Annotated in this window: 21 protein-coding genes; 6 read left to right on the forward strand and 15 right to left on the reverse strand. The window is 43.1% G+C overall.

All coding sequences use genetic code 11. The annotated features are described in order from the left end of the window. Positions 1-5 precede the first annotated feature (5 nt). The 3 genes from BFN00_RS14760 to lgt form a co-directional block, all read right to left on the reverse strand. Complete coding sequence (locus tag BFN00_RS14760) at positions 6-392, reverse strand: hypothetical protein (protein WP_005107934.1); 387 nt, start codon at positions 390-392, stop codon at positions 6-8. Beyond that, positions 385-777 carry a hypothetical protein gene (locus BFN00_RS14765; protein ID WP_005107933.1) on the reverse strand — a complete coding sequence of 131 codons (393 nt, stop codon included), beginning with the start codon at positions 775-777 and terminating at the stop codon, positions 385-387. Before BFN00_RS14765 ends, BFN00_RS14760 begins: the two co-directional genes overlap by 8 nt. Before the next feature lie 92 nt (positions 778-869). Next, on the reverse strand, positions 870-1,679 hold the full coding sequence (lgt, locus tag BFN00_RS14770; RefSeq protein WP_071852254.1) for a prolipoprotein diacylglyceryl transferase: 810 nt from the start codon (positions 1,677-1,679) through the stop codon (positions 870-872). 93 nt (positions 1,680-1,772) lie between these two features. Between lgt and BFN00_RS14775 the strand changes: the two genes are divergently transcribed. After that, positions 1,773-2,552 (forward strand): NRDE family protein, encoded by a 780-nt coding sequence (locus tag BFN00_RS14775; RefSeq protein WP_071852255.1) that lies wholly within the window; start codon positions 1,773-1,775, stop codon positions 2,550-2,552. A 56-nt stretch (positions 2,553-2,608) separates the two neighbouring features. Here the strand turns inward: BFN00_RS14775 and BFN00_RS14780 are convergent, their stop codons facing one another. From BFN00_RS14780 to tatA, 4 genes are all read right to left on the reverse strand, one after another. Then, a complete protein-coding gene (locus BFN00_RS14780; RefSeq protein ID WP_071852256.1) occupies positions 2,609-4,837 on the reverse strand; it encodes a PhoX family protein in 2,229 nt (742 codons plus the stop codon). Between the two features lie 193 nt (positions 4,838-5,030). Next, the gene (gene tatC, locus BFN00_RS14785) at positions 5,031-5,807 is read right to left on the reverse strand and encodes a twin-arginine translocase subunit TatC (RefSeq protein ID WP_071852257.1); all 777 of its coding nucleotides are present in this window, start codon (positions 5,805-5,807) and stop codon (positions 5,031-5,033) included. Further along, complete coding sequence (gene tatB, locus BFN00_RS14790) at positions 5,804-6,226, reverse strand: Sec-independent protein translocase protein TatB (RefSeq protein WP_071852258.1); 423 nt, start codon at positions 6,224-6,226, stop codon at positions 5,804-5,806. The genes tatC and tatB overlap by 4 nt, the downstream gene beginning before the upstream one ends. Before the next feature lie 9 nt (positions 6,227-6,235). Beyond that, positions 6,236-6,454: a Sec-independent protein translocase subunit TatA gene (gene tatA, locus BFN00_RS14795; RefSeq protein WP_004729524.1), complete on the reverse strand. Its 219-nt coding sequence runs from the start codon at positions 6,452-6,454 to the stop codon at positions 6,236-6,238. Positions 6,455-6,640: 186 nt separating this feature from the next. Between tatA and BFN00_RS14800 the strand changes: the two genes are divergently transcribed. Then, positions 6,641-7,522: an AEC family transporter gene (locus tag BFN00_RS14800; RefSeq protein ID WP_071852259.1), complete on the forward strand. Its 882-nt coding sequence runs from the start codon at positions 6,641-6,643 to the stop codon at positions 7,520-7,522. Between the two features lie 185 nt (positions 7,523-7,707). Here BFN00_RS14800 and rdgB read toward each other — a convergent pair whose 3' ends face one another. From rdgB to BFN00_RS14840, 8 genes are all read right to left on the reverse strand, one after another. Further along, positions 7,708-8,334: an RdgB/HAM1 family non-canonical purine NTP pyrophosphatase gene (rdgB, locus tag BFN00_RS14805; RefSeq protein ID WP_071852260.1), complete on the reverse strand. Its 627-nt coding sequence runs from the start codon at positions 8,332-8,334 to the stop codon at positions 7,708-7,710. Positions 8,335-8,438: 104 nt separating this feature from the next. Next, entirely contained in the window at positions 8,439-9,029 is a 591-nt protein-coding gene (locus tag BFN00_RS14810; protein WP_004647420.1) for a tetratricopeptide repeat protein, read from the reverse strand. Next, a complete protein-coding gene (gene metW / locus BFN00_RS14815) occupies positions 9,026-9,619 on the reverse strand; it encodes a methionine biosynthesis protein MetW (protein WP_004278415.1) in 594 nt (197 codons plus the stop codon). The genes BFN00_RS14810 and metW overlap by 4 nt, the downstream gene beginning before the upstream one ends. Next, positions 9,619-10,779: a homoserine O-succinyltransferase MetX gene (gene metX, locus BFN00_RS14820; protein WP_071852261.1), complete on the reverse strand. Its 1,161-nt coding sequence runs from the start codon at positions 10,777-10,779 to the stop codon at positions 9,619-9,621. The genes metW and metX overlap by 1 nt, the downstream gene beginning before the upstream one ends. 112 nt (positions 10,780-10,891) lie before the next feature. Further along, positions 10,892-12,589, reverse strand: a complete 1,698-nt coding sequence (leuA, locus tag BFN00_RS14825; protein WP_071852262.1) for a 2-isopropylmalate synthase — start codon at positions 12,587-12,589, stop codon at positions 10,892-10,894. 427 nt (positions 12,590-13,016) lie between these two features. After that, positions 13,017-13,700, reverse strand: a complete 684-nt coding sequence (locus BFN00_RS14830; protein ID WP_071852263.1) for a Fe2+-dependent dioxygenase — start codon at positions 13,698-13,700, stop codon at positions 13,017-13,019. 71 nt (positions 13,701-13,771) lie between these two features. Continuing rightward, complete coding sequence (locus BFN00_RS14835) at positions 13,772-16,129, reverse strand: TonB-dependent receptor (protein WP_071852264.1); 2,358 nt, start codon at positions 16,127-16,129, stop codon at positions 13,772-13,774. A 314-nt stretch (positions 16,130-16,443) separates the two neighbouring features. Further along, complete coding sequence (locus tag BFN00_RS14840) at positions 16,444-18,699, reverse strand: TonB-dependent receptor domain-containing protein (RefSeq protein WP_071852265.1); 2,256 nt, start codon at positions 18,697-18,699, stop codon at positions 16,444-16,446. A gap of 266 nt (positions 18,700-18,965) precedes the next feature. Between BFN00_RS14840 and tig the strand changes: the two genes are divergently transcribed. The 4 genes from tig (at position 18,966) to BFN00_RS14860 (ending at position 23,324) form a co-directional block, all read left to right on the forward strand. Next, complete coding sequence (tig, locus tag BFN00_RS14845; protein WP_071852266.1) at positions 18,966-20,297, forward strand: trigger factor; 1,332 nt, start codon at positions 18,966-18,968, stop codon at positions 20,295-20,297. A gap of 194 nt (positions 20,298-20,491) precedes the next feature. Beyond that, positions 20,492-21,097, forward strand: coding sequence for an ATP-dependent Clp endopeptidase proteolytic subunit ClpP (clpP, locus tag BFN00_RS14850; RefSeq protein ID WP_005095582.1), 606 nt, complete (start codon positions 20,492-20,494; stop codon positions 21,095-21,097). Between the two features lie 29 nt (positions 21,098-21,126). Continuing rightward, the gene (clpX, locus tag BFN00_RS14855; RefSeq protein WP_071852267.1) at positions 21,127-22,437 is read left to right on the forward strand and encodes an ATP-dependent protease ATP-binding subunit ClpX; all 1,311 of its coding nucleotides are present in this window, start codon (positions 21,127-21,129) and stop codon (positions 22,435-22,437) included. A gap of 170 nt (positions 22,438-22,607) precedes the next feature. Continuing rightward, positions 22,608-23,324, forward strand: coding sequence for a DUF2846 domain-containing protein (locus BFN00_RS14860; protein WP_004729543.1), 717 nt, complete (start codon positions 22,608-22,610; stop codon positions 23,322-23,324). Positions 23,325-23,542 lie beyond the last annotated feature (218 nt).

Here is a 23,542-nt window from a genome sequence, read left to right on the forward strand (position 1 = left end):
AGTGATCAGTCCTCAAAACGCTTCGCACGGCTTTCATAGATTGAAACGATAAATAATCCAATCGCGGCAAAGCCAAGACATTGCAGACCCAAGGCAAATTTGCCCCATTGCTGGTGCTGTTCTGGTAAATAGCCAAACAGGGTAATTAAGGCAATGATGGGAATCACCCGGCTCAAGGCGCTAAAGCCATTTGCATAGGGATTGGATTTTGAGATTTTCAGGCGGAAATGGTGTAGTAAATGCACGACAATTCCAATCGCTAAACTCACCCCCACAAATACCGGATCTAACTGGGCCACAGTCGATGCTGTATAAATCAAAATACAGGTCGCGATGATGGCGATGAGTTTGATTTGACGGCTACAGCGTTCCGAATACCAGAACTCAAGCATGGGGTGAACCTGCATCTGATTTGTTCTGATTGAGCAGGGACAGTGGAGAAAACAGACAAATTGCCAGTGCCATAAAGGCAATGCCTTGTGCACCCGGAATCAGGATTTCGCCCTGTTGCATATTCATAAAAACTAAAGCAATCAATAAGGCAATTGGAATCCAGGTCAGTAATCTATACAGCAAACCGGTCGGATTTTTGCTGGCAAAGTGGATTTTGCAGTAACGACAGATCAGAAAAATGATGCCGGTACCGACAAACATCAAAATAGAATCTAAGGGCAGTGGTTCCATCCAGTACAAGCCTGCAGCTGTCGCTGCAATCACAATAAAGATCAACAGTTTTTTGAGAACAGATACCTGCGGATTAAACCAGAACTCAAGCATAATGATGAAAGAATAGAAGAGATAATCGGCACTTTAGCATATTTTGAGTATAAAAAAGCGAGGCCTTTGCCTCGCTCAATTAAGCTATTTTCTTAGCTATTTTTGTTTGGACCCCAGTCATATATTTTCTTCTGGTAGGCATACCACATCATCCACAAGCCAATCAGGATCATTGGTAGGCTCAGGAATTGTCCTTTGCTCATCCAGCCAATAAACAGTTGGCCATTGTCCGGCTCACGGAAGAATTCAACCACAAAACGTGCCAGGCCATAACCGATCAGGAACAGCGCAGAAACTGCCATACGTGGACGTGGCTTGGAGCTGAACCACCACAGTATAATAAACAGGATCAGGCCTTCACATAGTGCCTGATAGAGTTGAGATGGATGACGAACCAGTTGCAGCGGATCGGTCGGAAAGATCATGCCCCAGGCAAAGTTTGGGTCGGTGACCTGACGGCCATACAGTTCGCCACCAATAAAGTTACCAATCCGGCCAAACATCAAGCCTGTCGGTACGCAAGGTGCGATAAAATCCAGAGTCTGGAACCAGGTCATCTTATATTTCTTGCACCACCACAACATGGCCAGAATGACCCCGAGGAAACCGCCGTGGAAACTCATACCGCCGGTCCAGATCTGGAACAGCCATAAAGGATCGGCCAGGAACTGGGAAAAACCGTAGAAGAAGACATAACCGACACGGCCACCAATGATCACACCGAGAGCACCGAAGAAAATCAGGTCAGACACCATATCTGGTGTCCAGCCACGTTGTTTGGCGCGAAACGTCGCCAATCCCCAGGCAAATAAAAATGCCAGTAAGTACATCAGTCCATACCAGTGGACTTGTAAGGGCCCGAGCGAAATCGCAACGGGATCAATATTGGGATAGGTGAGCATTCCTGTTCCTTGTGATTCTGTTTTGCACAGATTTTAGCTGAAAGCAAAGAAAAATGTTGTACATTCAATGTGTAAAGATCAAGGATGTAAATTATGTGTATCGTGGCATTGGCTTGGCAGGTTCTGGATCAGAGCCCAGTATGTCTGATTTCAAATCGGGATGAGTTCTATCAGCGTCCTACGCAGGAGCTGCATGAATGGGAGAATAGTCCGATAATTGCCGGGCAGGATCTACAGTCGGGCGGTACCTGGATGGGTATTACGACTTCCGGTCGCTGGGCGGTGATTACCAATTTTCGTGATGGGCAGGACAAAGGGCATTATCCGACTTCACGTGGACATATCATCCAGAACTTTTTAGATTCTGACTTAACGCCGATTCGTTTTGCTCAAGATCTGGAACAACGCCAGTGTGACTATGCCGGCTTTAATCTTTTTATGGGGGATCAGGATCAGGCGGTGTATATGAGCAATCGCGGTGAAGCACCACAAGTACTGGCGCATGGCGTCTATGTGGTTTCGAATGGCCTGATGAGCGAAGACTGGTACAAGACCCGCCATTTACGTAAACGCTTTACCCAGGAATTTTTACCGATGCTGCAATACCAGGAGATCGCAGAAGCAGATTTGTGTCATGCAGTCTGGGATATTCTGGAAGATGAACGCAAGGTGATTCCGGAGCTGCTGCCAGACACAGGTATCTCCGTGGAAATGGAACAGCTGCTGTCTTCGACTTTTATCCAGAGTCCGGCCTATGGCACCCGCTGCTCAAATTTTTTGAGAATGCAGCAGGGACAATGGCACTGGATCGAGAAGTCACAACAAGGTACAACCGCAGGTCAAACTATTGAGAAAATAATTAGCCTAAAATAATCACCGGATATAAAAAATGCCGACAGATGTCGGCATTTTTTAGGTCACTTCAGGGTTTAAGCTTTAGGGGTTTCTAACGACTCACCTGCAATGACACCGCCATCTTTACGGGTAATCACGACTGTTGCTGAGCGTGGACGTGAATACGCACGACCAGTACTGATTAAATGTTCAGCTTGGTTTGCAGGCCAAGTGCCACCTGGATGTTGCACGTTTACAAAAATGGCTTTGTAGTCAGGTGTCATAGTGACCCCTGTAATTTCACAGCCAGCAGGACCAACCAAGAAACGGCGTAGCTTCGAGTCATCGAGCTTCGCACCCATAGGTGTTTTTTGTGTGCCTGTGCCCGCTGTTGCGGTTTGTACAGAACCATCGCTCACTGAACCAGGAAGTGCTGCCAGCATCATGCAGTTGGTTGTATCCGTATATGCACCATCGTCAGTTTGTAACCATAATACGCCACGGTCATCAAACCACATACCATCTGGGCTAGAGAAGTCATTTGCATCCGTCAAGCCAGAAAGGTTTACACCTGGGATTGAATCTGCTTCGGCACCAAATAGGAAAATATCCCATGTAAATGATGTTGCAGTAACATCGTCGCCTGTTTCACGGAAGCGAATCACGTGACCATTAATATTGCCACGTAGGCGGTTCGTTGCATCATCATCATCTGAATATTGGCGTGGATTAGCTGCATCAATTACATGTGCTGAACCGCGTTGTGAGTTATTGGTTAATGTGACATACACTTCGCCATTATGTGGATTTACCGCAACCCATTCAGGGCGGTCCATTTTAGTTGCGCCCGCTGCATCGGCTGCGATACGTGCATTGACCAAAATATCTGCTCGGTCTGCAAATTTGTATTCTGCATAGTTGGCAATCTTTGGATTAGACAAAGAGAGTTCTAACCATTGGCCTTTAGCTTCACCCGTTGCTTCATTGAAATCAAATTGCGCAACATAAAGCTTACCGTTATTCATGTATTTGTCGCCAGCCGCATAGCCACCGTTGACATCAGTAGGATTCCACGGAGTATCTGAGACAAATTTATAGATGTATTCGCCTTGTGAATCATCACCCATATAGAATGCAAGTGGTTTACCTGCAATGGCACGGCTAGCACGGCAGTCTTCATGAGCAAAGCGACCTAAAGCGGTACGTTTTACTGGCATACTACGATTATCAAACGGATCTATTTCAACAATCCAACCAAAAGTATTAATCGAGTTGCGATAATCGTCTTGTTCCGATGCACCGCTGATGACCGTGTTCCAACGGCTGAAATAATCTGGCGTAAAGATTTGTGGATTGCTAATGCTTTGCCAGTTATAACCACGTGCGCCATTATTGACTTTATAGCGTTTTAACGCATGTTCGGTATTGGCATCGCGTACATCCCCGCCTTCGGTGTCTTTTTGACGTGCGAGATATTGGTTGAAGTTTTCTTCAGTGGTGAGATAAGTGCCCCAAGGGGTATAGCCGTTACCACAGTTGTTGATGGTGCCACGTGTTTTGGTACCATCTGGGCTAAATGCTGTTTGTACCAACGCATTACCACGTACAGGGCCACGGTATTCCATTTCAGTTGCTGCTGTAATACGGCGGTTAAATGGGGAGTTTAAATCGACCGTGATTTCTTGTGTCTCAGGATTTTTGTTGATTGCAACAATAGAGACACCATGAGAGTTTACTTCACGGATTACTTCATCTTCAGTGATATCATCTTGATCAAATATGCTACCACGAGGGTGTAAGTCATCACGTTGTAAATATTCGTGATTCATCACCAATAAGCCAGTGTCCGATACAGTCGCATCAAAATTTTGCTTGCTGGTATTTAAACCAAAAAAGGTCATACCATCATGGTTGTCACCGACACGGCGTTCGTAGGATACACCACTAGGAATATTGTTTTCATCCCATACAGGTAGGCTTGGGTGTAAAGGATCACCTACCGCATGTAGGACTTTAAAATCATAGCCTTCAGCCACAGTAAATTGCTCTAAAGTGTTTTTATCCACTGGTTTGAAGGTTAATGATTTAGGTGTTGCAGTTAAATCTGGTTCATTCGGTGTTGCAGGTATGCTTGGCGGAGTTGATTCTTCATCATTATCGCTACAGCCCGTAAGTGAGGCTGCTAAGGTTAATGCTACTGCACCACCAGCCGTCTTTTTAATTAAATCGCGACGACTCATCTGTTGGTTAAACAGTTGGTGAAATTCTGGGTTCCCCGAAGTGTTGCTGTCATAATCATCATTAAAAGCAATTTGATCAGTCATATTTTGTTCCTAGCAGTATGTGCTTGGTTGTTTTAAATGGTTATGAGTAAATTAACGGCTAAAAATGACAGGGAAGTGAAAGAATTGTTTCAATAAAATTAAATAAATCAGTATTTTATTGAAAATTAAAAACAAAAAGACAGCAAGAGCTGCCTGAGTAAATCGATATTTTTTTTGTTTTGGCTGGTTATTATTATTCGGTCTTTAAACGACGTTTTTCAATCAGTTTCCCTGCCAGCAAACCCAGTTCAAACAGCAGCCACATCGGGACAGCCAGCATGATCATTGACAGGGCATCCGGGGGCGTCACAAACATTGCTACAAAGAAGCAACCCACAATAATAAAGCGCCGTTTCTCTACCAGAGTCTGGGTCGAAACTGCGCCAATCAAGATCAGAACCAGGGTAATAATGGGAATCTCAAAAGTAAAACCAAAGACCAGAAACAGCTTTAAACAGAAGCTAAGATAACTGTTGATGTCGGTCATCGGGGCTACAGTTTCAGGCGAAACACTGATAAAAAAATGTAGAATCGAGGGCAATGCCACAAAGTAGGCAAAGCTGATGCCGGTATAAAAAAGTACGATACTGCCGATCAGAAGCGGCAAGGCCAGGCTCTTTTCCTTGGCATACAGCGCAGGCTTAATAAAGGTCCAGAGCTGATACAGGATGAACGGCATCGCGATCATCAGCGCGACAAAGAAGTTCAGCTTAAAAGGTGCCATGAAGGTTGCAGTGACATCCGTGGCAATCATGGTTGAACTGGCAGGTAGCTGTGCACGCAACGGTTCAGACAACCATTGATAAGTCTGATTAGCAAAGGGTAATAAGCAGAAAAACAGGCCAATCAGGACAGCAACCACTTTAAACAGATGCTTTCTTAAGATGATCAAATGCTGGGTAATCGGCATCTGTTCAAGATTCAGCGCTGCAGAATCATTTGAGGCGGGTGTGGTCGGTAAGGATGTCATACGGCCACCTTCATTTTTGTATAGCGTTGTTCTGAAATCACGGTTTGAATTGCTGTAGGCTTGGGTAAATACACGGGGGATACAGGCTGTATCACCGGTTGATAGCTGAGCAAAGGCTGAGCAGACAGAGGTTTTATTTTTAATTGATCCGCTGCAATCGGCTGCTGCAAATCTGTCATTTGTGCCTGCATCTTGGCTTCCAGTTCCTGAATCCGTTGCATTTCAGCCTGCATCTGTTCACGTAGCTCAGACAGGCGCAATTCACGATCAAGATCATTCTGAACATTGCTCACCATACGCTTGATCTTGCCGTACCATGTTCCGACAAAACGGACTGCTTCCGGAAGCTTATCTGGCCCAAGAACCAAAAGTGCAATAATCCCGAAAATCAGCAGCTCGGTCATTCCAATATTGAGCATAGCGAACTCTTAACTTTTAACCGAATGTTCAGGCGTTTTGACCTGGGCATCAATGGTGCGTGGCTCTGCAAGCTTGGCCTGTTCAGCCTCTTCATCCTTTACTGATTTTTTAAAGTCTTTAATCGCGCCGCCGACGTCTTTACCCAGATTTTTAAGTTTCGATGTACCGAACAATAAAATCACCACAATTGCGAAAATCAGCACATGCCAAATTGATAATCCTGCCATTATTTTATCCTCTATATTTCATGCACCTATCTCAGCAGGCTTGTATGACAGCGCGGTGACGCTTTGATGACAGTTTGCCGACACGGCAACAGGGGAATGAATCACTCATATAAAAAATTTCATAATTCAATGAAAAGTATGCTGTGTTAGCATACAGCCTGATATGGAAATCTCAGCAGCATTGTCATGGCCTTGATTCTTCCCCTCCTGTCTTTTCTGATCGGTTATTGGGGGGTGCAATTTTTAAAACCGATTCGACCTTTTTTGGCTGCTTTACTGGCACAGATCCTGATTCCGGTACTCATTATCTACAATATGGTATTTTACCAAGAGGGCAGTTTGTGGTTAATTGCCTTTAGCTTTTTCTGTTCCTGTGTGTTCTTTGCCTTGTTTTATTTCACCCTGAAAAATAAACTGCGTGCCTTATGCCTGAGCTATTTAAATGGGGCATGGCTGGGAATTCCTTTTGCACTGGCAGTTTTTGGCCCGCAAGCGACCAGTACTGTGGTGGCGCTGTACATCGGTGGTTCTTTGTTTGGCAATGTCTGTGCGGTGATGGCAGTCAGTGAAGCCAGACAAGATAGCAGCTATATTTTAAAAAATGTACTGCTCTCACCACCAGTGGTGGCACTGTCAGTGGCAGCCTTATTGTCATTTTGGGATTTGAGTCAGTGGCAGCAAGTCGCTTGGATAGAGATACTGTATCAGGCCAATAAAGTACTGGTCACTTTTAGCGGCATGTGTGTGCTGGGAATGTGGCTGAGCAATGTGCGGATCAGCCGCTTCGATTTAATGCGCAGTCTGCAACTGATTTTTTATAGAGGACTGTTTGCGGTTTTGCTGTGTGTTGTCGCCTATTATTATTTACCTATTCCGCAGCAGATGCTGACTTATGCGGTAATGCTGATGTTCTTTTTATTGCCGCCTGCAGCCAATATTGTGGCACTGGAAACCCATTATCAGGGAACGGGCCATTCCGCCAAATATATTGCTTCGGGGACTTTGGCCAGCGCGATCTTGATTGCTTTATATGGGGCAGTGGTGCATGCGTTGATGCCAGGATTATAAAAAACATAAAAAGGTCCTCTTACCCCTAGGGAGAGAGTTAGAGAGGATGTAAAAGCTTTAGAAGGATGATTTTCCCTCTTCTTTTAGGAGATGAGAAACGCTGTTTCGCAAGGGGAGAGGTGTATTTTAAAAATCCCTCACCCCAGCCCTCTCCCAAAGGGAGAGGGGGTAATGAGAGGAGAAACTTACTTCTCCAAACTCTTCTTAAACAGCTGCATCGCCTGACCACGATGACTGATTTTATTCTTTTCTTCCTTGCTCATTTCTGCACTGGAAATCCCCAGTTCCGGTAACCAGAACAACGGGTCATAGCCAAAACCATTTTCACCACGAGCTGCCTCTAGAATCTCGCCTTTCCAGATGCCCTGGAAAATTTGCGGTAATGGATCTTCAGCATGTTGGACCAGCGCCAGTACGCAAACAAACATCCCTTCAATCGCTTCACCATCTTGACGAAGCGGTTTGAGATCAGTCAAAAGCTTTTCATTATTGGCGGCATCGTTGCCATGCTCGCCGGCATAACGTGCAGAATAGATGCCTGGGGCACCGCCCAGTGCGTGTACACAAATGCCTGAATCATCTGCAATAGCAGGTTTTCCGGAAATTTTAGAAGCATGGCGAGCCTTAATAATCGCATTTTCTACAAAGCTTAGACCATCTTCGATCGCATCTTCGATATTCAACTTGCCCTGGGCCACGACTTCAACAGGCAGTTGTAGCTCGGCAAACAGTTTTTCAAACTCGGCAATTTTACCTTTGTTATTACTTGCCAATACCAGTGTGCCTTGGGATAACCAGTCAGTTGCAGCCATGTCAAAAACTCATTATTAGATAAAGAATGGGTGCTATTTTAGCAACGGATGAAGAATATGCGGCAATAAAAAAGCACCCGAAGGTGCTATTTATACCATTCAGCTTATTGTGCCTGAATCCATCTGTCGGCACGATCACGCGCCTGACGGATCTGCTCTTGGGTCAGGTTGGCCGCTAAGGCAGTTTTTCTGCCTTCCGATAGCGTAATTACCTTATTGTCGAGCATGCCATCACGGGTAGACAGTTCATACCACTGGTACGCGCCCATGTAGTTTTTCTTTTTCTCTTCCATCATTGCCAGGTTAAAGCTGGCACGGTTATCGCCACGGCTGGCCGCTTTTTCAAAATACTGACGCGCCAGCGCTTCATCTTTTCTGGTACCAATGCCATCGGCTAGCATACGGCCGACATTTAGCTGAGCAACTGCCAGACCTTGATCCGCAGCAGCTTTATACCAGGCAAAGGCCTGTCGTTCATCTTTCTGTATATCTTTACCATACTGGTATTTGGTGGCCAGATAAAACTGTGCACCCGCCTGACCGGCTTTCGCCGCTTTGGTCAGACTATTGATATCCATGATGGAATACTGAGCCGCTTGACTGGCAACAGAAGGACTCGGTGCAACATAATCTGCATGGGCTTGCATGCCAAAAAGTCCAGCCAGTAGCGTCGTACTTAATAATAATTTTTTCATAGCGCGCTCACTCGATAAATTGCGACTTCACCAAATAGATTAGGGAGATGCTTGCTCAGCAAACTATCTTCTTGATTCCCGTTCACAGCGAGTCGATTAATAATTTTGATGTTATTTTCCGCACAAAGTGCTTCAAAATCACGAAATGTACATAAGTGGATATTCGGGGTGTTATACCACATATACGGCAAGGCTTCAGAAACCGGCATTCTCCCTTTGATTGCCAAGAAAGAACGGGTCTTCCAATGCGCAAAGTTCGGGAAGGTAATAATGGCCTGTTTCCCCACACGCACCATATCACGTAACAATACGTCAGGTGCATCTACAGCTTGCAAAGCTTGTGCCATGACCACATTGTCAAAAGACTGGTCGGCAAAACGGCTTAAACCGAGGTTTAAGTCCTGCTGGATGATATTTAACCCGCGACTGACCGCAATTGCAATCTTTTCCTGATCAATTTCTAATCCGTATGCACGAATATCGTGCTTTTTACTCATTTGTGCCAGCAGTTCACCGTCGCCACACCCGAGGTCGAGTACGCTAGAACCGGGCTTGATCCACTTTTCAGCGAGTTGTTGATCGATACGCATTATACGGCCTCCTTTGGTGTTGCTTTCAGGTGTTCTTCACCACCCAGGAATGCACGCAAAGATTTTACATAGAGCGGAATAGGGAACAGGAAAGAGTCATGACCCTGTTCGGCATCAATATCCAGATAGCTCACAGGTTTATGGTTGCTAATTAAAGCATCCACGATTTCCTGTGAGCGGGCAGGAGTAAAACGCCAGTCAGTCGTGAATGACACCACCAGGAATTTGCACTGGGTATTGGCCATGGCTTTTTTGAGCGACTGTTCATATTCACGCGACGGATCAAAGTAATCCAGCGCTTTGGTCATGATCAGATAGGTATTGGCATCGAAGTTACGGCTGAACTGCTCACCCTGATAACGCAGATAGCTTTCGACCTGGAATTCGACATCGAAACCATACATAAATTTGCCTGATTTCAAATCGCGGCCAAATTTCTGTTTCATGGCTTCTTCGGACAGGTAAGTAATATGACCGACCATACGCGCCAGAATCAGACCACGTTTTGGATAGCTGTCATTTTCCAGATAACGACCATTATGGAAATCCGGGTCTGACAAAATCGACTGACGTGCCACTTCGTTAAAGGCAATATTCTGTGCAGAAAGCTTTGGAGCGCTGGCAATAATCACGCATTTTCTTAAACGGTTTGGATAATCCACTGACCATTGCAATGCCTGCATACCACCCAGTGAACCGCCAATGATGGCATCCCAGGTATCAATCCCTAAACGATCAGAGAGCAGGGCCTGGGTTTTGACCCAGTCGCGGACCGTAACCAGTGGAAAATCAGGGCCATAAGGACGGTTATCATTTTCAGGGTTTGGCGAGATCGGGCCGGTAGAACCGCTACAGCCACCAATATTATTCAGTGAAACCACAAAGAATTTTGAAGTATCAATGGCTTTGCCGGGGCCAATACATGAATCCCACCAGCCGGCTTTTTTATCATCTGCATGATGATAGCCTGCGGCATGGTGATGACCGGAAAGGGCATGACAAATCAGAATGGCATTGGACTTATCGGCATTGAGTTCGCCATAAGTTTCAACCATCAGTTCAAAACGTGGGAGGATGCGACCGCATTCAAGCTCTAACGGCTCTTCAAATTGGAACTTTTGTGGGACAACAATGCCCACTGAGTCAGCTGGAAAAGACACGGGGAGGATTCGCCTTAAATCTTTAGTATGAATAATAAAAGGATACCATTTGCCGGTATCCTTCTAAAGTCATTTTAGTGCTATGAATTATTGCTAATTCTAATACAGCCGTTTAGACCGCAGCAGCAATCACCTGATCAGTGCTTAAAACACCCTGATCAATCAGACGGTTGGTCGAGGCAATAATTGCTTCGATGGAAGAGGTCACGATGTTGTCATGTACCCCGGCACCAAAGGCAGATTTACCAGTACCTTTCACTTGAAGTTCGATCAAGGCCAAGGCTTTGGCATGAGCACCTGAACTGATGCTGCGCTCTTCATAGTTCACCACGTCAATCGGCAAATGAAGTGCATCCAAAATCGCAGAAATTGGACCATTGCCTTCACCGCGAACACGACGTGACTGGCCATCAATTTCAAGATCAAGCTCAATCACCTGATTGCCATTATCATCTGACAATTTGTAGTTTTTCGCAGAATAGTGAACGTTTTTAGCATCCACATAAGTTTCTTTGAATAACTTCCAGATTTCAGTCGCACTGATTTCAGTGCCTTGCTCATCGGTACGTTTTTGTACGATCTGAGAGAATTCAATCTGTAAACGACGCGGCAAGATCACGTTATAGTTCGATTCTAACAAGTAAGCAATACCACCTTTACCTGACTGTGAATTGACACGGATCACGGCGTCATAGTCACGGCCCAAATCTTTCGGGTCGATTGGCAAGTACGGCATATCCCAGATTTCTTCGTTTTTCTGGAACTCGAAACCTTTTTTGATGGCATCCTGATGCGAACCCGAGAATGCAGTAAACACCAAATCACCGGCATATGGATGACGCGGGTGCACAGGTAAACCGGTACATTCTTCCACAGTCGCAATGATTTCATTGATGTTGGAGAAATCTAAATTCGGTGCCACGCCTTGGGTATACATGTTCAAGGCAATCGCAGCCACGTCGACGTTACCGGTACGTTCGCCATTACCAAATACACAACCTTCGACCCGGTCAGCACCAGCCATAATTGCCAATTCTGAAGCGGCAATACCACAGCCGCGGTCGTTGTGGCAGTGAACTGAAATGATCACGCCATCACGACGCTGGATGTTGCGGTGCATCCATTCGATTTGATCGGCATAGATGTGTGGACCTGAAACTTCTACCGTTGCAGGTAAGTTTAAGATCACTTTATTCTCTGGAGATGCTTCCCAGATTTCAGTGACGGCATCGCAGACATCTTTCGCGACTTCTAATTCGGTTGCAGTAAAACATTCCGGGCTGTACTGAAATACGAATTCAGTTTCCGGCTGTTTTGCGGCATATTCTTTCACTTTTTGTGCAGCATTAATGGCTAACTGTTTTGCACCCTCAACATCAACATTCAAGACTTTATTGCGGAATGTCGGCGAGTTAGAGTTATAGATATGTACAATGGCACGTTTCGCACCTTGTAAAGATTCAAAGGTACGTTGAATCAAGTGATCACGTGCCTGAACCAAGACCTCGATATAAACGTCATCTGGAATATGACCTTCTTCAATCAATTTACGGGTGAAATCGAAGTCAATTTGAGATGCTGACGGGAAGCCGATTTCAATATGTTTGAAACCGATTTTCACCAACATCTGGAACATCTTGAATTTCTGCTCCATGTTCATTGGCTCAAAGATCGCTTGGTTACCGTCACGCAGGTCGGTACTCATCCAGATTGGCGCTTTGTTGATTTCATTGTTCGGCCATTGACGGTCTGGTAAATCCACACGTTGATACATGCGACGGTATTTTTTACTTGGATCAGCCAACATCATGAGAGAGCTCCTTATGCTAACTTGGGTACCGTAATCTTGGTTAAAGCGGTGCGTGGGTCAGCGGCATAGATTTTGTCTATTCATTGGGTTTTAGTGACAGTCTGGTTCAAACCTGAAATATGGTCTAAATATTGGTGGTTTAGCTTCACCAAATGTACTAAATGCCTTACTTATAATTTAAAGTTTAATCCACTTATCCCGAAAAGTTTTTGCTATTTTTATGGATTTTAGTCGTATGGTAATAAAGATTTTCTTATAAAGTTTAAGTGGTGAAAAATATTTTCACTTATTTTAAATATCGTATTTTATATTTTCTCAATTTGGACATAATGCGTTATTTATTACGTTCAATAGTGCCATAAGGCAGTATATTTTAATAAAAAATAAATCCAATGATTTTCAAAGATCATTGACGTCAGGGCATCTTTTAAAGTTCAGCCCATTTACGCATTAAATTATGATACAGATTGGTCAGTTTCATAACTTCTGCATGCTGATCACCCAGCTGCATTCTCAGGTTTTGAATACTCTGATCCAGGTTAAACAGCATATGCCGCTCTGCATCATCACGGATCATGCTTTGTACCCAAAAAAATGAAGCAATTCGACAACCGGAAGTGATGGGCGTGACTTCATGCAGGCTGGTCGACGGATACAGAATCATATCGCCGGCAGGCAATTTTACTTCGTGATAACCGTAAGTGTCTTCGACCACCAGTTCACCACCGACATATTCTTCCGGCTCACTTAAAAAAACCGTACAGGATAAATCCGTTCTGAGGCGTTCATTGCTGCCGCGAATACGACGAATCGAATTATCGACATGAAAACCAAAGGCTTCATTATTTTCATAGCGGTTAAAAAGCGGGGGAATAATATCCAGTGGAATCGCTGCTGATAAAAATAGTGGATGTTGTCCTAGAGATTCTAAAATAATATTGCTGAGATGATTAGTGAGCGGATGATCTTCAGGTAATTGCTGATTCTGTTTCACGGTGGCAGAGAGTGTGCCAGCAGTGACCTTGCCATTAACCCACTCAATCTTATTCATCTCCTCACGGAAATATTGCACCTGTTCTTTGCTCAGTACATTTGGAATATGATGCAGCACGAGAAACCCCTGAATAATCGTCTTTTAAAAATAACATAGCCCCCATCAGGAGGCTATGCGGTTGCATTGAATTAATATTTAAAGTTGACTGCTAACACTGCACTACGGCCTTCTGCTTCGGTCGCATAATGAGATGAATAGGCTTTTGTGAAGTAGCGTTCATCAGACAGGTTGTTGACGTTTAATTGCAAATCAACATTTTCATTCACGTTATAACGCGCCATGGCATCATAGCGAACATAGCCCGGTACAAACTTGGTATTAGTAGCATTACCATAGACTTTGTCCATTGCGACGGCACCAGCACCTAGGGTTAAAGCAGGAGTTACTGCATAAGTAGTCCAAAGGGTTGCACTGTTTTTCGCGACGTTTTGAACCTGATTACCATTACTTCTATTGGAAATGTAGATTGGAGCTGCTGTAGTGCCAATATTTTCATAACCACCATCAACTAACTCACTGTCTAAATAAGTATAACCAGCAGAAACTGCCCATTTATCCGTGATATTACCGTTTACGCCTAGCTCAATACCATCGACACGAGTTTCACCAATATTACTTGTGGTGCCATCATCTCCGGTCGCACGAGTATTGGTTTTTTCTGTACGGAAAATAGCTGCAGTCAGATTAAGTTTGTCATTGAGTACATCCCATTTAGTCCCTAACTCCATGGTGCGGACTTCTTCAGGCTTTAGGTTGTTAATTGCAGCTGTAATCCCTTCAGAACCATCGCCACCATCTACACCGACTGGATTAGACGAAGTCGCATAACTTGCATAGATACTGCCATTTTCAACTGGTTTAAAAGTAAGACCGGCTTGATAGTTGATGAAATCTTTATCATTTTTAATCGTCACTTGATCGCCAGCACTTGCTGTAATCGGTGTATTGTTTGCACCAGTAACTGCATTATTTCGTGCACCATAAGTCATGGTTTGCTCAGTTGAGTAGTCATCCCAACGAACGCCCAAATCTAAAAGCCACTGAGGGGTGAATTCAATATTATCCAGGAAATAAACAGACTTTGATTTGCTGTCGATATTGTAACGGTCAGCACCATTGGTACTTAATGTACCTGTCCATGGAGCACGGTTAGGGTTCTGTACAGAAGTACACCAGCCTGAGCTAATTGAATCTTCAGGTGCGCAAGTTTGATATTTACTACCCGTAGTATTCTCATTATTAATAATATACTGGGTACGGTCAGTTTCTTGGTCTGAATATTCGGCACCTAGATTAAAACTATGTTTAAGCATACCGGTATTAAATTTACCGGTTAAAGCAAGTTGGTCGGTAAAAGCATCAGTATCTGCTACACGTGAGTTGGCACGTGCCCAAACATTTCCTGTTAATTCACTTGTAAAACCTGCTTTGTTGTAAAAGTTACCCTGAGAGTCATCTGGATTGGTCCAAAGGTAATCATTCTTAGAGTTGCCATACACAGCAGTATTGCTAATGGTTAGATTGTCAGTTAAGTCATGTTCTAATTTGATGGTTCCGATCTGATTTTCTTGTTTTTGGAAATCACGATCTTTCCAGCCGTAATATTGACCTTGTTTAACGTCAATTGGCTTGCCATTTCCATTTAATGGACGATAGTCAGTTGCTGTTGCAGTTCTTGGAGCAGCAAATGGGTTGTTATACGGGATACCTGAGTCAGGCGTATCGTCCGATTTTAAGTAGTAATAACTGAGAGTCGCGCGAGTAGGGGTGTCCAGACCAAAGCTAATACTCGGTGCAATCCCGGCACGTTTATATTCTGCACCGTCTTTCTGGCCTGCTTTTTCATTTTGATGCCCCATGACTGCAACACGTGCAGCAATACCATTACCAAAATCTTTGTTGCCATCTAAAGTAATACGTTGATAATTATCTGTGCCGCCAGCGACCGAACCTTCTAGAAAATTGCCCGCTTTAGCGACTTTAGAAATCATGTTAATGCTACCGCCAGTGGTGCCTGCACCGCCCATGGCAGAAGCAGAACCTTTGGTCACTTCAACTTGTTCTACCGCAAACATTTCACGGTTTTGTGAAGTGGAATTACGAACACCGTCCACATACATGGAACTTTCAGAGTTATAACCGCGAATAAATGGACGGTCACCGTTTGGGTTACCACCTTCACCTGCGCCCAAGGTAATCCCCGGAACTGTACGTAGTGCATCAGCTAAAGTCGTCACTTGTGTATCTGCAATCAGCTGTTTTGAAATCACTGAAACTGACTTGGGGGTGTTGAGTAAAGGCGCAACAAATTTGCTATTCGCAGATTGATCTACTTTTAAGCTAGGTGCTTGTTCAGCTTTGACCTCTTGATGAATAGTCTCTAACTGGATCACCTGTTCTTCTGCCATCGCAGATCCAGCTACCATTGATAAAGATGAAACAATTGCAGAGGAAACGATTTTTTTACGTGTTTTAATGAAGGTCATGTTAAACCTAATAAATGAATGCTAAAAATGTATGCGAATAATAATGATTCTTGTTTTTATTTTTATCTTTTTATCATGGGAATTCATGATCTTTAAGAAAATATTAAATGAGTTTATAAATGTAATATTATAACAATAAATAGTTAAGTTTATGTTTTTAATAAATATTGATAAATCAATCTGATTATTAAATTTTTATTGAGAATAATGATGTCTATAGAGGGGCATAAATTATGGATTTTTCATGGAGCACTAATTTAGCGATAATAAAAAACCCTGCCAGGGCAGGGTTTTAAATAACTTTCACTTAAATATTAGAAGTCATATGAAACAGATAACCAGTAGTTACGGTCTGGAATATAAGTACCCGCTAAACCACTCGTCGTTTTAGTATATAGGAAAGCATTTTCAACTTCGTTATCACTATTAATAAATGACTTATAGTCGCCAAAGTGTTTGTTCAATAAGTTATTCACACGACCTGAAACAGTAACTTGATTGTTGACTTTATAAGATGCACCTAAATTAAATAGCTCATAGGCTTTTAACTTATTGCCGACAGCATCAATTTCACGACTTATATTGACATCGCTTAAATCAGGATCTGTAAAGCGTACCCGGTCAGATTTATATTCAGCTTCTAACCATGTAGTGAACTTATCATTCACATACCAAGTTCCTGTGAAGTTCAAAGCATGACGAGGTGTATTTTCAATAGGATTACCTTTATTTTCACCTTCGGTAATTTCAGACTCTAACCAAGTATAGTTTGCTTTTACATCAAAGCTTGGAGAAATTTCGTATTTAGCACTAAGTTCAACACCGTAGCTTTCAGCTTCACCTGCATTGCCTTTAAAACTAAAGTTTTGCTGATTATCAAAACTGCCTACAGTCATGCAGTTGTTTGCAGGTGCTTGTCCTGTTGGGCGACCTGCCCATAAACAGTTTTCAACGACGCGTGCATCACTGATAATAATATCTTTAAACTGAGTAAAGAACGCAGTGGTAGTTAAAGAGAAATTAGATAAGTTGTCGTAAACGAAACCAAGTTCATAGTTTGTGGTTTCTTCAGGCTTAAGATCTGGGTTGCCCAAAGTCACGTTTCGGCCTTGTGAGCTAAAACCATTAATTCCATTATGAAGGTCATTCGCTGTTGGAACTTTATAGCCAGTACTTACACCACCTTTTAAAATCAACTGATCATTGGTGTTCCAAACTAAATATGCGCGAGGTGTAAAGTGACCACCAAAAGCACTATGGTCTTCGTAGCGACCACCGAAAGTGAATGCAAGAGAATCCGTTAGATTCCATTCATCCTCAGCGAACACAGACCAAGAATCCTGTTCAAAAGAAACTCCATTACCTGCTGAGTTATCGATGGTTTCACCATCTTTATATTCAACACCAGCCGTAAGTTTATGGTTGCCAAGTGTTGAAATAATACGAGAATCAACGGTTAGGTCTTTATTTTCTAAAATACGATCTTGTGTACCATCTGAATAATAATTGTATTCAGGTACATTTCCTTTTGGAAGACGGCGGCCTTCTTGTTCAGAAGAAACATAGCTTGCAAATGTTTTCCATTGACCTAAGCTAAGCTCAGCATCTACACCTGCAGAAATACGATCTCTTAAGAATTTGATCTCGTCTTTATATGAACCAATCCCTGATGGTAAACCTGTCGTACGGTTGAATTCGTAAAGTTCACCTAAACGGGCATCACTATTATCAAAACGTTGTTTAGCATGATCAAAGTCTACCCAAGTAGAGACGTTATCATTTACATTTAGCGTAAGTTTTGTACCCACAGCATAATTATTTGCTTCTACTGTACGTGGGTCACGACCTTGGCTACCTTCATCAATAGTTTTTGCGGGTGTAACAAGTCGATCTGATTGATCGCGGTGGAAAAACTCGCCACGTACTTGTATACCAAGTTTATCTTGAATCACTGGACCATTAACAACTGCACTGGTTTTCCAGTTATTACCAATATCAGAATTTTCTTGAATATTCTGTTCAACAGAAACGTTACCATTCCATTCTGATGCAACTTTCTTGGTAATAATGTTAATGATACCGCCCATGGCATCAGAACCATAAAGGGTAGACATAGGACCACGAATGACTTCAATACGTTCAATAGAAGCTAATGGTGGCATAAAGCTTGTACTAAATTCACCAAAACCATTTGGACCAACTGAACCAGAAGTATTCTGACGCTGACCATCGATCAAAATAAGCGTGTAAGATTGATTCAGACCACGCATTTGGATATTTAAACCACCAGTTTTGCCTTGGCCATTTCGTACGTCGACACCCGGTACTTCACTGAGCGCATCTGCAATATTGGTAACACCTTTTTTCTTTAAGTCTTCTGCAGTTACTACACTAATAGAAGCAGGCGCATTTTTAATATCTTGTTCAAAACCCGCCGCTGAAACCACAATCGTAGACATTTGATGTGTTGTTGTAGGAGTCGCTGTCTCGTTCACAGTCTCTGCGAAAGCAGATGTTGCTGTAACCCCAAGAATTGCCAATGTAAGTGGACGAAGACTAAAACTATGCATGACCAAATTCCCGAACCGAAGAATAAATTAGTATTGTTGCTCAAATAAGAAACTAGATATTAATGATAGTGTTTATCATTTGCAATAAAAATATACATTTTCTCCATTTAAATTGGGTTGACTGGGCATCTGGAAAGATGGCAATTCAAATAAAAAAAGGGCTTAAAAACTGGAACTCGCGCGTATTTTTTGTATATCCTTAAATGTTGTCATATAATGTGGCACATTTTTATAAACCTGTTATAACCTAATATATAGAGGAAGCCATGCAAGTAACTTCTGAAGCGGTTTCGGGCGTTGCCCGTCGTTTAAATGTTTCTGTACCGACGAGCCGTATTAATGAGCAATTTGAAGCTCGTTTAAAACGCACTGCTAAAACTGCGAAGATCAACGGCTTCCGTCCAGGTAAAGTGCCTGTAAACGTAGTTCGTCGTGAATACGGCGCGGGTATCTACCAAGAAGTAGTAAACGATATTATTCGTGACACAGTTTTCGAAGCGATCCAGCAAGAAAAAATCAATGCTGTGGGCATGCCAAACATCGAAAAAACTGAAATGAAAGACGACGCGCTGGTATATACAGCGACTGTTGAAGTTTATCCAGAAATCGAAGTGAAATTCGACGGCTTGGAAGTTGAGCGTAAAGCAGCTGAAGTAAATGACAAAGATGTTGAGAAGATGATTGAAAATCTTCAAAAACAACGTGCTGCTTGGGCTGAAACAAAAGGCATGGCTAAAAAAGACATGCAAGTAACTTTTGATTTCGAAGGTTCAATCGACGGCGAAAAATTTGAAGGTGGTTCTGCGGAAGACTTCAAACTTGTTCTAGGTTCTGGTCGTATGATCCCTGGCTTCGAAGACGGTATCGTTGGTATGAAGAAAGGCGAAGAGAAAGTGATTGATGTAACTTTCCCTGAAGACTACCAAGCTGAAAACCTTGCTGGTAAACAAGCTCAATTCAAAATCACTGTGAAGCTTGTTGAAAAACAAAAACTTCCAGAAATCGATGCTGAATTCCTGAAAATCTTCGGTGTATCTGAAGAAGAAGGCGTTGAGAAGTTAAAAGCTGACGTTCGTAAAAACATGGAACGTGAAGTGAAGAATGGCCTTCGCAACCAGGTTAAAGGCGCGACTTTCGATGCATTAGTTGCTGCAAACGAAGTTGAACTTCCAGCTACTATGCTTGCTCAAGAAATTGACCGTCAACGTCAACAAATGATCCAGCAGTTCACACAGCAGTTTGGTGCTCAAGGTGCGAAAGCATTTGATTCAAGCATGCTTCCAGACGAATTGTTCAAAGAACAAGCTGAAAAATCTGTAAAACTTGGCGTACTTGTAAGCCGTGTTTTAGCTGATGCGAAAATCGAAGTAGATGCTGCACGCGTTGAAGCGTACATCGAAGACATGGCTTCTTCTTATGAAGATCCAAACGAAGTAATTGAATACTTCAAAAACGATGCGCAACAACGTGCCCAAATCGAAGCAGTTGTACTAGAAGACCAAGTTGTTGATTACATTTTGGCTTCTGCTAAAGTAACTGATGCGACTGTAAGCTATGAAGACTTATTGAAAGAGCAGCAAGCTCGTCAACAAGCTTAATTCTAGCTTTCAATAAAAAAGGCGCTCAATGCGCCTTTTTTTCATATTCAGGTCTAAAAAAGTATTTCTGCTTTTCACAAAACTAATGCAAAAAATATGATGGATTTATTGGCGAATTTTTTGCAATTTCAGTGATTATCCCTCATATTGTGATTATGGGTTAGGTCACAAAAAATTTAGGAATAAATAAACGTATGTATGTTCCAACGATTGAAAACGCTTTAGTGCCAATGGTGGTAGAACAATCCTCTCGTGGTGAGCGTTCTTTTGATATTTATTCACGCCTTTTGCGTGAACGTGTAATTTTTATGACGGGCGAAGTTGAAGACAATATGGCGAACCTTATCGTTGCGCAAATGTTGTTTTTAGAGGCTGAAAATCCAGATAAAGATATTCATTTATATATCAACTCGCCAGGTGGTTCAGTGACTGCAGGTATGGCAATTTATGACACCATGCAGTTTATCAAACCTGACGTGGTGACCTATTGTATGGGGCAGGCAGCATCTATGGGTGCCTTCCTGCTCAATGCCGGAACTAAAGGTAAGCGTTACTGCTTAGAAAATGCCCGTGTTATGATTCATCAGCCACTCGGTGGTTTCCGTGGTCAGGCTTCGGATATTGAAATTCATGCCCGTGAAATTCTATTTATTAAAGAACGTTTAAATCGTTTAATGGCTGAACACAGCGGTCAGGAATACGAGAAAGTAGCACGCGATACAGACCGTGATAACTTTATGACTGCTCAGCAAGCGAAAGAATACGGTCTTGTGGACGAAGTTTTAACTAAACGTCCATAAGTTTTAAAGATTCAGATAGTGGAGTAAATATGTCCGAACATCCTCAAGGACAAAAGCATTGTTCATTTTGCGGTAAAACGCAGTCTGAAGTCGGGAAGCTGATTGCAGGCGAGGACGCATACATTTGTAACGAATGTGTGGACGTATGCTTAGATTTGGTTCAAACCAGTCAACAGGTGGAAACCAATGACTGGGCCAATCGTCCTTTGCCGAAACCACAGGAAATCCGTGCGGCCTTGGATCAATATGTCATTGGTCAGGATATCGCAAAAAAGACCTTGTCGGTTGCAGTGTATAACCATTACAAGCGCCTGAAAGTGCAGAATAATGGCAAAAAAGCTGACGATTCAGTTGAGCTTTCAAAAAGTAATATTATGCTGGTCGGCCCGACGGGCTCAGGCAAAACCTTGTTGGCACAAACGCTGGCGCGCCTTCTTGATGTACCCTTTGCCATGGCAGATGCAACCACACTGACCGAAGCAGGTTATGTGGGTGAAGATGTAGAAAACATTGTACAGAAGCTTTTGCAAAAAGCCGATTATGATGTCGAGAAAGCACAGAAGGGCATTATCTATATCGACGAGATCGACAAGATTACCCGCAAGTCTGAAAATCCATCGATTACGCGTGATGTATCGGGTGAAGGCGTACAGCAGGCTTTATTGAAAATGATCGAAGGTACGGTTGCTTCGATTCCGCCCCAAGGTGGCCGTAAGCATCCGCAGCAAGAATTCATTCAGATTGATACATCCAACATTCTGTTTATCTGTGGTGGTGCATTCTCTGGACTTGAGAAAATTGTGCAGCAGCGTCAGGAAAAAGGTGGCATCGGCTTTACTGCAGAAGTGCGTAAAAAAGATGAAACCAAGAAGCTGTCTGACTTGTTCCGTCAAGTTGAAGCAACTGACCTGGTAAAATTTGGTTTGATTCCAGAATTTATTGGTCGTTTGCCAGTAATTGCCACTTTGGACGAGTTGGATGAAGAAGCATTGATGCAGATTCTGACTGAGCCGAAGAATGCGTTAACCCGTCAGTATCAACATCTGTTTGATATGGAAGATGTGGATCTGGTTTTTGAAGAATCGGCATTACGTGCAGTGGCTAAGAAAGCAGTTGAGCGTAATACAGGTGCACGTGGTCTACGTTCGATCCTAGAAAATTCATTGCTGGAAACCATGTATGACTTGCCAAGCCGTAGCGATGTCGGCACTGTCGTCATCAATGAAGCCGTGATTAAAGGTGAAGCAGAGCCGGAATACCGTGCCGAGCGTCAGCCACATGATCAGCAAGAGACTGCGACAAAAATAGATTTAAAGGTCGTGAATAGCAAATCCGCTTAATTGCTATTCGTCCGAAACGTGCGAAAACTCCGTGTTTTCGCACGTTTTTTATTTCCAAAAATAAAGCTCGGTGTTAATCTGATTCACTAGGCGTGGATGCCTAAAACTTATAAAAAACAAATCGCAAAGCACTTGCATACAAAAGAATAAAGACGCAGTGAGGGATAAGCATGCGTGGAGTCGCAATTGTACTCATCAGCAGTTTGGCATTGCTGGGGTGTCATGGTAAGAAAGCCGTCGTTGAGCCTACACAGCCACTCAGCACTTTAAAAAATATCGATCTTGAAAAAAAACCGGGCTTTGTCGAGCAGCATCGTATCGGCATGTTCACCATTGGCGGTTGGGTCAATCAAAAGCAGGGCAACCAGTTTCAGACGGTGAAACCGCAGCATGATGAAGCCGCCATCGTGTATTTATACCGGCCCGATTCTAAATGGAATCGTCAGGAAATTGTCGCTGCCAGCCTGTTTATCAATCAAGAACATATTCCAAGCTTATTGCACAACCATTATTACTGGATTGAAGTGCCTGCAGGGACCTATCGTTTGAGTACCAGTCGACCACTAGGCGCGCTGCATTTCCAGAAACCTAAATATCTGGATTTTACTGTCGAAGCGGGACAGTCTTATTTTATTAAATATGATGAAGAGAATATCAGTACACGCCGGAGTGTTTCAGGGCCACTCATGCTGATGCCGGAAAAAGTTGGTCTGAATGAAATTGCTTTTACTCAGCTAAAATCAGACAGTTTTAACTTCGTGGCACAAGATCAGGAAACTGGCCAGATTCGTAAAAAAGCCCAAAAAATTGAACCGACTGCTTATGATCCATCATTGGATGTACAGCTAAAAGCACCTTTTAAACTTTGGGATCCACGTACCTGGTAGTTTGGACATTTTTTTGAGCAAACATCATAAAAAAGCACCCATTCAGGGTAATGCCAGTCAGTTAAGAAATTGACTGGCATTTTCTTGGATATTTTTGTGCTTTAATTTTCACTACTCCTGTCTCTTATACACATCTGACGCTGCCGACGATCTTACGCGTGTAGATCTCGGTGGTTGCCGTGCCCTTTGTATAGACATATCATAGGTCTCATCAACAG

Origin of the sequence: Acinetobacter sp. AR2-3 (assembly GCF_001878775.1) — a bacterium.
GTDB classification, from domain to species: Bacteria; Pseudomonadota; Gammaproteobacteria; order Pseudomonadales; family Moraxellaceae; genus Acinetobacter; species Acinetobacter lwoffii_D.